This is a genomic window from Pedobacter ghigonis, assembly GCF_903166585.1.
Lineage (GTDB): Bacteria > Bacteroidota > Bacteroidia > Sphingobacteriales > Sphingobacteriaceae > Pedobacter > Pedobacter ghigonis.
Map to the genome: position 1 here is coordinate 96,561 of NZ_CAESCM010000013.1, position 12,976 is coordinate 109,536.

5 protein-coding genes are annotated in these 12,976 nt (G+C 41.3%); 3 read left to right on the forward strand and 2 right to left on the reverse strand.

What is annotated here, in order from left to right; all coding sequences use genetic code 11:
- Entirely contained in the window at positions 1–2,313 is a 2,313-nt protein-coding gene (gene tamL, locus HWV58_RS18090) for a translocation and assembly module lipoprotein TamL (RefSeq protein ID WP_175635430.1), read from the reverse strand.
- Positions 2,297–7,288 (reverse strand): translocation/assembly module TamB domain-containing protein, encoded by a 4,992-nt coding sequence (locus HWV58_RS18095; RefSeq protein ID WP_175635431.1) that lies wholly within the window; start codon positions 7,286–7,288, stop codon positions 2,297–2,299. The genes tamL and HWV58_RS18095 overlap by 17 nt, the downstream gene beginning before the upstream one ends.
- A 149-nt stretch (positions 7,289–7,437) precedes the next feature.
- On the opposite strand from HWV58_RS18095, the gene HWV58_RS18100 reads away from it, so the two are divergent.
- The 3 genes from HWV58_RS18100 (at position 7,438) to HWV58_RS18110 (ending at position 12,839) form a co-directional block, all read left to right on the forward strand.
- Complete coding sequence (locus HWV58_RS18100) at positions 7,438–7,926, forward strand: cytidine deaminase (RefSeq protein ID WP_175635432.1); 489 nt, start codon at positions 7,438–7,440, stop codon at positions 7,924–7,926.
- A 223-nt stretch (positions 7,927–8,149) separates the two neighbouring features.
- Positions 8,150–9,835, forward strand: coding sequence for a PNGase F N-terminal domain-containing protein (locus tag HWV58_RS18105; RefSeq protein WP_175635433.1), 1,686 nt, complete (start codon positions 8,150–8,152; stop codon positions 9,833–9,835).
- 196 nt (positions 9,836–10,031) lie between these two features.
- A complete protein-coding gene (locus tag HWV58_RS18110; protein ID WP_175635434.1) occupies positions 10,032–12,839 on the forward strand; it encodes a DNA gyrase/topoisomerase IV subunit A in 2,808 nt (935 codons plus the stop codon).
- The last annotated feature ends 137 nt before the right edge of the window (positions 12,840–12,976 follow it).

A 12,976-nucleotide genomic window follows, 5' to 3' on the forward strand; every position in this document is an offset into this window, starting at 1 on the left:
CTAAAACGGATATCCTATCCCAATATTAAAAATTAAATTTTGTCTGCGCCAGTCTTTACTTCCAAAATTGATATCGTTGAATACCCAACGTTGTCCTTCCGGTAAATAAGGTTTACGCACAGGAAAGGCCACATCCAGGCGCACCACAAAAATACTAACATCTACCCTTAAGCCTGCACCTGTACCCACAGCAAGTTCATTAAATGCATTTTTTAGCTTAAAGCCAGAGCCAAGTCTGGCAGTTTCCGGTTTGCCGGGTTCTCCGAGATCTTCTTTCCTAAGCCAGATATTACCTGCATCAACAAATAATGCGCCATACAATATACTTACAATTTTAAAGCGCAGTTCAGAGTTGAGCATTAACTTAATATCACCACCCTGATCTGCAAAAATGGCATTATCCGGAACTTTATAAGTACCCGGGCCTAAAGTACGGGCAGGGAAGGCCCTTACATCGTTACTGCCACCGGCAAAGAACTGTCTTACAAAAGGCAATGAAGTACTGTTGCCATAAGCAAAACCATAACCTAAATTTAAGCGGTTGGCCCAAATCAGGTTTTTGGTAATTTTATAATAGTCTCTTAAATCTGCTTCCGCACGGATAAACTGGGTTAACGGAACATTAAAAATGGTTCGTTTGCCTTCATCATTTTTTGAAGTAAACAAACCCCACACATTACCACCAGTTTCTAAAGCGCCATAGAAATATACATTATTCCGGCGGCTATCTTCCATTTGGTTGGTATAGGTGAAATTGTAATTGCTACCTACAATGAATTGGTTTTCAAGTGTAGATCTTAAAAGCGGATTCCTTTTAAAAAGGCTATCTCTCGTATTGGTGTCCGGAAAACTTGTAGCTACATAACTAATCGATATCGGATTAAAATTATGCTCCTTGTACTGGTTTTCCTTGAAATTATAACCGTATTCGCCCTTAATTGCGTGCAAAGTATATTCCGAACCCCTGTTTAGCATCTGGTAAGAAAGCGAGGTAATGGTTTTGGGAATAAAGGCATTAGTGCTATTCGGTTTGTAAAACGGAACAATTAACCTCGGGAAAGTTAGTTTTCCTTCGGCTGTAAACGACAATGAATTTTTGCCCAGCGAGGTTCCTTTAGTTTGTGTTTCAAAGCCGCCACTAACACTTAAATCGAGCTGCTCGGCATTTCTGAACAGGTTACGGGTGGTTTGGGTTACCTTAACTTCCGAACCCACAAAATTATTCGATTTACTGGTTCCGGTAACCGAGAAGGTAAGCGAGTTTTTCTTTAAAGGGGTTAAATAGATATTCAGGTCAAGCTGATTGTTCCTGAAACTATCTACTGGCAAAAATTCAGCCCTGACATCCTGAAACGCACCTACATTTACCATCCGGTTTAGCGATTGGTTATGATCTTTACGGTTGTATGGTTCTCCTTTTTGAAAGAATACCAGGCGGTCGAAAAGTTTAGGTTTAAATGTATTGCGATTATCGTAAATGTTAAAATCGTTATATACCAAGGGACTTAGCTTCCTTAAAGCACTATCTCTTCGCAACGAATAGTTGGGATAAATATTGATGTTTTTAATGGTATAAGGCTTTACAGCGGCATCAGGCGCAATATCCTTAACTTTTACCCTAATATTCACCAGGTTTTGGCCAATGGTACTATCCACTTGTATAATCAGGTAATCGGGACTGAAATAGAAATAACCAATTTCTTTCAGGTCGTTATCAATCCTGATCCGTTCGTTTTTATAAGTGTCGATATCATAAAAATCGCCAACTTTTAACAAGGTTTTATCTTTGTTGGCATTGATGTTTTTGGTTAAGATACCGGTATCGGGCGGGAAAGTTACTTTGTTGATTTTATAGCGCTGGCCGGTAACTGCCGTATAAATGGCTTTACCTTTTTTTTCTTTCACTACGGTATCGCCGGTAACATTGGCTTGCAGGTACCCTTCACTGATGAGGTAACTGGTAAGTACATCGTTATTGTATTTCAGTTTTACATCGTTCAGCAGCACCGGGGCTTCTCCTTTTCTACGCAGCCAGTTCCTGAAACCCTTTGGCTTTTTAGGTTCGCCGGCAAGGTTGTAAAGGCCAAGTTTGAATTTGATCCCCAGGATAGAACTGTTAGGACGAGGCCTTGTTTTTGCCTCCAGATCGTTTTTAATCTGCTTTTCGTTATCAATCTTACCAGAAGAATCCGGATTGATTTTCACTTCTGCACCGGTGTACAAAATCTGTCCTGGTTTTAAAGATTTGGTACTGCTGCAAGCCCAAACTAAACAGGCCAGTAAAAATAAAAGCGGTCTAGTTAGTTTTCTCATCTTGTGCTTTCTGTTCAATGTTTCTTATTCTTCTAATGCGTTTCTTCTGAAATATCTCTCTGAATTTGTTGTAATCTACCACCAGGGTAAAGCCTAAGCCGGTTTCGATAATCTGGCCTTGCACAATCACATCATTCTGGTTGCGGCGGTAAGCCCTTAACCGGTAGCGGCCATCGGCCGAAAGTGCGTATTCTACATTTACGTTTCCAGCTATATTGGTCGATTTTTCTCCCGGTGCCTGCGGCCCTTCCAGTGCGAACGAACTACCTACGGTAACCGTTAAGCGATCGTTCAGTAGCTTTTTAGATAAGCCAACTTCTAAATCGGTTTTTTGCTGCATCGAACCTGTAGAGTAATCTTCTGATGAATTTACCCCGAAGTTGAGGTCTACACCTTGTATCAAATCTGAAGTTAAATTGTTTAGCTGCTCAGTTAGCAATTTACTTACACTCGAGCGGGCAAGGGTAGAAACCCCACCGCCACCACCAGCCAAACTCTGGAACGGATTATTAGCAATAAACCGGTTTAAAGCCAGCAAGGCGAAAACCTGCTTGTTCAGTTCGCTTTCATCGCGGTTTACGTTAATCAGCTTGGTATACACCTGACCGCTCAATGCGCCACGCTCATTTTCTGGCAAATCGAGTTTAAATGAAATGGTCGGTTTTAACAGTTCACCTTTCAGCATTAAATAAACCTGAAATGGCAATTTGGTCCGGGCTTCGTAAAGATCTGGCTGATTAAGCAAATCAATAGGGGCTGCATTTACCTCGTATAAAGCCGTGATGTTGGCATTGGCCGATGTTGGTTCGCCGGTCCAGATAATGGTGCTGCCTTTTACCAGTTTAAACTCTTTTTTAACTACAGCCAGGGTAAGGTTGTACGAACCATCTACAATTTCGTAACGGCCCGTCATGCTGATTTTACCGCTGGGGTCCATCGTTACATTTAAATCGGCATCGCCTTTAACATTCAGGTTGTCGCCACTGGCCGGGTCTACCACCACATTAAGTTCTGCCTCAGGGTCGATATTTACTGCTGCAACTAAATTTAAGCCTTTAATAGGTGCTTTACTGATGCTATCCACCTTCAATGCTTTTTTGCCGTTAAATGGCGGGGCATCTTCATCAATAAACTGAACGATACCTTCCTGGTCGATAATAGATGGATCGTTAGCAGGCAGGGCAAAGAAAAACTTGGTACCCTTGTTTACCTTAATATTCATGTTTACATCGGGCTGGTTCAGGTCGCCGCGCACTTTGATATCGCTGGTTAAGAAAACCGTTCCGTAAATCATGTCGTTATCGGCTGCGGTCGAATTCAGTGCCCTGAAATTATTGGTTTTGATATCCAAACCGAAGCGGTAGTTCTTAAAATCGCTGGTGTAAACTTTGCCGTTAATGGTGGCTTTCTGGTTTAAAGAATCGATCAGGGTAAAGTTGTTAAAACTGATCCCTTCTTCAGTAAACGAAATCTTCTCGTTTGGCATCCGGAAATAAGAGTTTACATAGGCTACATTAAATCCTGCGTTATTGAAGGTTAAATCGCCCAGTATTTTTGGTGCAGTTAATGCGCCTTTAACGGTTAGTGCTCCCGTTAGGGTACCTGTGCCACGTTTCAGCTGCCCGGCCGATAAGCTCTCAATGTTCTTCATTTCAATCTTATCGATATTTACGGTCAGATCTAATGCACTTTGAGGTGCAGTATAATAAAAACCGTTGGCCCTCAATTCGTGCACGCCGGTTAATGCGACATTTACCTCGAAAGCATTTTCAGTATTGTTGTTTACGGCTAAGCGCAAGGTACCCAACTGGTCTTTCTGGTAGCGCAGCTGATCGATAGTGAGATTGGCCTCAAATTTCGGGGTTGTGGCCAGGTCTTTTACATTGGCTGTTCCATTTAAACGACCGCCTACCAAAGTAGTATCGGTTTCGGCAAATTTGGTAAGGGTTTCCAGTTGGAAATCTTTAAACTCAACCGCTAAAGGTGCATTGGGCTCGGTCGGGTTGCTGTTTATGGCCAGCGATTGGCCGCTGTTACTGATCTGGAACTGGTTAACCAAAATACCCGAAGCCCCAAACTGGATGTAATTATCTTGCGAAACCACCCATTTCTGGTAATCGAGCAACAGTTTTTGCGGATCGAGGGTAAATTTAAAATCTTTGTTAATGGATTGGAAATTACCACCAATTACATATTTATTTTTACGTTGCCTGTCGCGTAAGAAAATGTTTATGCCTAAATTATTGTTGGCGGCATCGCCGGTAACCTCTGTATTAAAAAGGGCAATGGAAGGACTTTGCAAACTTTTAACAGTTAAACTGTAATCGAGTTTATTGTTGTCGTTATTGATGTTTAAAACCGTGGTATCTACTTTAAAATCGCCGTAAACCACCTGCGGGAAATTTCCTTTAATCTGCAGGCTGTCTTTTTGGGTATCAATTAAGCCATAAAACTGAGATTGTTTAAACACCGTTAATTCAGGTACAAAACTCTTCAGCAGTTTTGAGTCGTACACACGCACAAAGAACCTCAGGCGCTGATCGGGAACTTTAGTAACAGTGCCGAAAGCATAATACTTATTGATTTCATTGATAATGGCACTACTGATATTGGTTAACTGGTATTTACCGTCAATTCTGGCCGATAAAATTTCTGATTTTAGCGTGAGTTCATTTTCAGTAGCGGTTGTTTTGGCGCGTACCGAAATAGTATCTACATTAATCCGCTGTTTATCTTTTACTAGTTGCAGTCCGGTTACATCAATCGATCCGTTTAAATAATCGGCATCGGCGGTAGCCAGGTCTACTTTAACTACACCTGCTGCACTTAATACGGTAGGACTAAAATTTAAAGCCTGCAGGTTAACCTGTTTTAAATTTAAGTCGGCCTTTACGCTTGGGTACTTCCCGGCCAGGTTAACTTTAGCATCGAGGGCAAAGTTCGCATTGCTATCGGGCATACTGCTTTTTACCACCACATTCTGGTTGGCATAGGTGCCCGCTACATTTAAATTGCGGTAAGTATATTTATTGTAGTAAGCACTTAACACCTTCGCATTAAATTTAGCATTGATTTTTTTAGGATCTAAACCGGTACCCGCCACCCTGGCTTTTGCCGAAACACGCCCCAATTTGGGCTGCATTTTTAACAAACGGCCAACGTTAAAATTGTTCAGGCTAATATCGGCCTGGTAACTTTCTTTGCCTTTTGGCCCTTTCATTCCTGCAATTACATTGGCACCACCCATATCCGTCAGGATGTTTAGGTTGGTGTTGAAATCAGTCATCGATCCTTTGAAATTACCTTTTGCATCAATTACATTGGGCAGTTCGATGGTAGGCGGGAGTGCTTTTTTAGGTACGGCGACCAAAATATCGCTTTTGGTAACATGGAGCTTTTTGATGTTTAAATCCAGAAAAGTTTTTTTGATATCGGGCAGGCCTTTTGCTTTTCCACTGATATCGATCTGGGTATTTTTTAATCCACTAATTTGTAAGCGTGGAATATTCAGGTTATTTAAATAACCGTTAACATCAGCATTGAGTCTTATTTTTTCGTTGCGGTAGTTAGTCGGAATCGCATCGCTAAAAAAGCCCGCATCCTTTAAACCGATTGTCGTATTTTTAAAAGCCAGGTTAAGTTTTACACGTTCAGGATGTTTAGTCAGATCCTCCATCGAAGTAAAATTAAGCTCAGTGGCATTTTCGATGGTGGTATTTGGGGTTTTGAGTACAAAATTGCTCAGTTTAATCTGCTTGTCATTGTACACGGCGTCGCCTTTCAACTCATTTAATACAAAACCGCTTTTTTCTTTTAGTGAGCCATTTTTAACATTGGCTTTTATCCCCGCTGCACTGTACGATACGTCGCTCGCACCTAAATTTAATCCGGAAATTTTGAGGTGGTTAAAATCCATTCCTTTTACCGCAGGTTTAGCGCCAAGGTTATCGAACTGCACCTGATTATCGGCCAGGCTAATGTTTTTGATCAGCAGCCCCAGGGTCGATTTTTCGGGTAATACGGTATCTTTTACTTTTTTTAAATCGTTACCGGGCGCAGGTTTAAAGGCAAACAGGATGTTAGATTTGTTTAAATGTGCATCATCAACCGCGTATTTGCTATTGGTTAAATCTACTTTTAAGTTAACCAAACCAAGGTCGTTTACATCGGCAACAGCTTTGGTAGTCGAAATCTGATCGTCGTAATTTACTTTTACCTTGCTGAAAACGAAATTCTCCACTTCTATTAAAGGCAGTTTTCCCTGCTCTTTCTCACTGCTATCTACGCTGTTGGTGATGTGTTGCACCAGCTGTACCAGCGGTTTTTGCTGCAGGTACCTTAAAGATGTATTATTTAAGCTCAGCTCCTTAATCACATAATGCTGGTTGGCCAGATCAAAATCTTTGATTTTTGTTTTAAAGGCACCCAGGTAAAGCTTTACATCGTTGCCGGCCACATCATCGCGGTAGCTAAGGCCTATATCTTCAAACGAAACTTTATCGACCGAAAATTTTAGGGTAGAGGTGGTATCTTTCTTTACTTTCTCTTCGGGCTTTTTCTGATCGCTTGCAAAAGCATCAACCAGGAAAGAAAAATTGAATGTGGTATCGGGGCTAATGCGCTTCACATTTGCGCGTACATTTTTTAACTCAATATTATTTACCTCAACAGTGTTCTTTAACAACTTAAACAAGCTAATGTCTACGGCTAGTTTTTCGGCATAAAGCAGGGTATCACCTTTGCGGTCTTCGATATAGAATTTGTTTAGCACAACATCTTTGGGCAGGGCTATTTTGATGCTTTCGAGGCTAACTTCGGTTTTGGTTTTGGTCTTGAGGTAGTTGATGGCCTTATCCTTTACAAAGTTTTGAACGGCCGGAATATTTAGCGACAGCGCTAAACCTACCACCAATATAATAATGGAGGCAATTATCCACAGTAAAATTTTAAGACTTTTGCGTACGTATTTATTCAAAACTGAGGGTGTTTGGTGTTTGTTTAAAGCCAAAAACTATGCCGTTTAAATTAAATTTAGCTGGCATTTTATTAAATAATACAAAAAATAACCTAAATTGTTCGCCCGCTATAAAAATTTAACATGGCCGGTGTAATAAACAGTTTAAAATGAATTCAATAAATCTAAATATATCTTTTGAACAATACGCGGGTATTGATGAATTAATAGAAAAAGACCGCATATTGTGCCAACAGGCTGAGCAGGCTTTAGCCACTTCATACTCACCTTATTCTAAATTCAGGGTAGGTACGGCTATCCGTTTGGCTTCGGGTGAAATAGCTTTAGGAAGCAACCAGGAAAACCTGGCTTACCCATCAGGACTATGTGCCGAACGTGTGGCCCTTTTTGCCATTGGTGCCAGGTATCCTGATGCAGTGATCGAAAGTATGGCCATTACTGCACAAACCGATCATTTCGAAGTTTTAAAGCCGGTTACCTCTTGCGGAGGCTGCTTACAGGTAATGATTGAATTTGAGCGCAAACAACAAAGCCCGATTGAAGTGATTTTTTATTGCTTAAACGGTGAGGTACTAAAAGTGCCCAGCGTAAAAAGCTTATTGCCTTTTGCTTTTGTGGAGGATAGGTTGGAGCGGTAAGTTTAGATGCACATTTTTAGAAATTCGGTTTCTAATTGTCTGGCGGTAAACTCAGTCCCCCTTTTGAAGGGGGTAGGGGGATGATAATGGAATAGAGATTTTAGATTTTCTAATTTGATTGTTTACAACTTCATCCCCCCTGCCCCCTTCGAAGGGGGAAATAGGATTTCGTTAAAATCAAACGTTTACCGTACAAACTATTATATTTGGTTTTTTAACCACAATGAAACATTTATACATCCTCGTTTTTTCGGCCTTTATAGCTTTTAACCTGCAGGCCCAGGGCGTACTCAAAAGCAACGCAACTTATAAAATTACTTACTTCCGTTCGGCCGATGGCAAACCAAAGGAAGACCGGAATGCCACGGTAGTTATTGCAGATGCCAAACAGAATTTAATCAGCAATGCCAATATTCTGGATAACAAGGCAAAATATCCTTACGAGCAAAGCCTGGTTAGCAAACCTGCGCAAATTTTGTTTCAGATTGCCGATTTAAGCGCCGCCAGTCAGATTGCAACTGTTGATAGTGCGGCAATTGGAAAACAGGTTTTTGAATACAGCAACGATACCAAAGTAATACTGGGTTATACCTGTAAAAAGGCTACTACAGTGGTAAACTCTAACCGCATCGATTTATGGTACACAAGCGATGCCGGTATTAAAGCTGCACCAACTGTTTTAGGCCAAAACCTGGGTTTGGTGTTGGAGCAGGTACGCAATGGCAGCAGCTATGTTACCGCAACTAAAATCGAAGCAGTTAAAAATGTAAAACAGATTGATTTAGCGAAGATAAATACAAACCTGAGCGATGGCTTAACCTATAAAGATTTGTTGTGGAAAAGCAGGTTTACCACGCTTAGCGTGTTTAGCAACGAAACCATCAACTTTATCGATAAGCCCCAATCAAACGATTCGGTTTTTCGTTTTGCCGGTGGAACCGTGATAGCACGAAAAGTTAAATTTCCGGCTTATACCGGTAGCCCAAATGTTTTTGTTGATTTAACAGAACAATCAAACGGCGATGCCTACGACAGGACGGGATCCGTATTTGTAATCCCAACCGATAAAACAATTAGTTTAATGGATGCCCTGAAAAATTCGGTGAAAGACCTGCCGGTTTACGATAACGGCAATGGAAAAAAATACCAGGGCGTAGTGGCTACGGCCAATTATAATCCGGTAATTGAATTGATGCGCTTTTTTACGCCTTTTGGTGTAGGCAAGTACAATACTTTAAAACTAAAAGATAAAAACTGGGCCGAAAAAGTTTATTACAGACAGGATATTTCGGAACTCTTTCCTTTATTGAGTGGGAAGGAAGCCTGGGTTGCTGTTTTTATTGGTAATTATGACAAAGGCGGACACAAAGTTTCGATGAACATCACACTGCATAATGGAGGTCGTGGAGAAAGCAAAAAAGAAGTGATTATGCCACTATTCAATTCGACCAATGTAATGGAAATGGCCGGACAAGAATACGCCACCATGTTTAGCAGCGAAAAAGGTCTTGAAGTTTCTTTCACGCTAGATAAAGATGTAAAAGATGCCAAATTGCGTTACATTACCACAGGCCATGGCGGCTGGGGAAATGGCGACGAGTTTGTGCCGCGGAAAAATACAATATGGCTCGATAATAAAGAAACATTTGCTTTTACCCCATGGCGACAGGATTGTGGTTCGTACCGCTTATCTAACCCCGCTTCAGGTAACTTCGAAACAGGGCTTTCATCATCAGATTTAAGCCGGTCTAACTGGTGCCCGGGTACAGTTACCAATCCCAACTGGATTAGCCTCGGCGATTTAAAAGCGGGTGAGCATACCATTAAAGTTACTATCCCTATGGGTAAGCCTGAGGGATCGAGCTCCAGCGCCTGGAACGTTTCGGGGGTATTGTTGGGTACAGAATAGTTTTCTAGTTTTTCATTCAGCCGTCACTTCGATCGCAGTGCCTGCCCGTACAGACGGGGAGAAATCTGTTAAGCATTTCTTTGTTCGGTTGGTGCGACACCAGCCGATAGGATCGACATAGCCCAAATGTGAATAACCAATATTTAACTGTATTATCCTTTTTATTATATTTACAGCTGCCAATTTTTGTATATAAATGAGTGAAGAACTAGACCCAAACATCAACGAAGAACACAAACATACCATAACACCAATTAACGGTTTATACGAAAACTGGTTTCTCGATTATGCGTCTTATGTAATTCTGGATAGGGCGGTTCCACACATTAACGATGGTTTGAAGCCCGTTCAACGCCGTATTATGCACTCCTTAAAGGAGATGGATGATGGTCGTTTTAACAAGGCAGCCAACGTAATTGGTAACACCATGAAATACCATCCTCATGGTGATGCCTCTATCGGCGATGCCATGGTACAGATTGGGCAAAAAGACCTGCTGATTGATATGCAGGGTAACTGGGGAGATCCGGTTACCGGCGATAGTGCTGCTGCACCCCGTTATATCGAAGCACGTTTATCGAAATTTGCCAACGAAGTGGTGTTCAATCCCGATACTACCGAATGGCAGTTAAGTTACGATGGGCGTAACAACGAACCCATTACCTTACCGGTTAAGTTTCCTTTACTATTGGCGCAAGGTGCCGAAGGTATTGCCGTAGGTTTAGCCACCAAAGTAATGCCGCACAATTTTGTCGAATTGCTAGATGCATCGATAGAAGCACTGAAAGGTGTTCGCCCCAATATTATGCCCGATTTCTTTACGGGTGGTATGGCCGATTTTTCGAATTATAATGAAGGTCAGCGCGGAGGTAAAATACGCGTAAGGGCAAAAATTACTGAAAAGGATAAAAAGACACTGGTAATTACCGAAGTGCCTTTCAGTACCACCACTGGTTCGGTTATCGATAGTATTTTATCGGCCAACGATAAAGGTAAGATCAAAATCAAAAAAATTGAAGACAATACTGCTGCCAATGTAGAAATTGTAGTGCATCTGGCACCTGGTATTTCTCCGGATGTGACGATTGATGCGCTGTACGCTTTTACGGCCTGTGAGGTTTCCATTTCTCCCAATACCTGTATTATCCAGGGAGATAAGCCACACTTTTTAAGTGTGAACGATATCCTGATCGAAAATACAAAACACACCAAAGGCTTACTTAAAAAAGAGCTCGAAATCCGCCTGCATGAATTGCAGGAGAAAATTTTCTTCAGCTCCCTGCTCAAAATATTTATTCAGGAGGGGATGTATAAAAACCCCGAATACGAAAACTCGAGTAATTTCGAAACCGTGGTTGAGGTATTGCACATTTTGTTCGATCCTTTCAAGCCATCGCTTTACCGCGAAATCCTGCCCGAAGATTTCAAGAAGCTAATCGATAAGCCGATGAGTAGCATCACCCGTTTTGATGTGAAAAAGGCAGATGAGCAGATGAAGAACCTGGAAGATGAAATTAAAGTGGTTAAAAACCATTTGAAACATCTTACTGATTATGCCATTGCCTGGTTTCAGAAACTGAAAGACAAATATGGTAAGGGGAGAGAGCGTAAAACAGAAATCCGTTTGTTTGATCGGGTTGAAGCTTCGAAAGTTGCATTAGCCAACGTAAAATTATATGTAAACCGTGTTGATGGTTTTGTAGGCTCAGGCTTGCGTAAAGATGAATTCGTAGCCGATTGCTCGGATATTGATGAAATTATCGTTTTCCGCGAAGATGGTAAATGTATCATTACCAAAGTGGCCGATAAAACCTTTGTAGGCAAAGGCATTATACATGTACAGGTGTTCAAGAAAAACGACGAGCGTACCGTTTATAACATGGTTTATAAAGATGGTGCCAGTGGAACCTCGTACATTAAACGTTTTTCGGTTGTGGGCGTAACCCGCGATAAGGAATACGATTTAACCAAAGGATCAAAAGGTTCGAAGGTATTGTACTTTACCGCTAACCCTAACGGAGAAGCCGAAATTATAAATGTTGCCTTAAAACCACATTCGAAATTGCGTAAGCTGCAGTTCGATCTGGATTTTGCCGAAGTGGCCATTAAAGGCCGTGGTTCGCAAGGTAATATTGTATCGAAATATCCGGTTAAAAAGATCATTTTAAAAAGTAAAGGTGTTTCTACTCTATCCGGACTTAAAATTTGGTACGATGACTTGTTAAAACGCCTGAATGTTGATGGACGTGGTAAATACCTGGGCGAGTTTGATGGCGACGACCGTATTTTACAGGTACACAAAGATGGTTACTACGAGTTGAGTTCGTTCGATTTAACGAACCACTTTGACGATAATCTGCTCTTGATTCAGAAGTTTGATCCTGAAAGGGTTTTTGCTGCAGTTCACTTTGAAGGTAAAGCGCAGAATTATTTTATCAAGCGTTTTGCATTCGAATTACAGGCCAATGGTAAGAAAACCATTTTTATCAGCGAAGAGCAGAAATCGAGATTATTACATTTAACTGCCAACCCTGCGGCCAAAATTATAGTCGATGTATTGAAAGGTAAAACACAGGTTCCGGAAACCCTGGATCTGGTATTGGCCGAACTGATCGATGTTAAAGGTTTAAAGGCAAATGGTAATCGTTTATCGCCGCACGATGTACAAAAAGTTGTTTTAGAAGAGCCTGAGATTGAAGAAGAGGAAGAAGTAGAAATACCTGCCGAAGATGATAACAACAATCAGGAAGGGGAGGAAGAAGCTGCTGAAGAAACGACCGAAACTGCCGAAGCAGTAGAAAAAACTGCCGATGAACCTGTTGTAGAAAAGGTAAAGCCAAAGTTCGAACGTACAGAAACGCCTGCACCTAAAACAGAAAAACCTGCACCGGCCCAAAAAGAAGCGCCAAAAGCTGAAGAAAAGCCTGTAAAAAAGGTAGACTTTGAAATTACCAACCCTGATGATATCGATATTGATGACAAGGGACAAATTGGTTTGTTTTAATCACATTTAAACTTTAATTATCGGAGGCATACACTCCGGTAACTCGTCATTCCCACGCAGGTGGGAATCTTAATGCTTTTGCTTTAGGATTCCCATCCGATAGTTATCGGATCAAGTTGGGAATGACGATCTTCTTA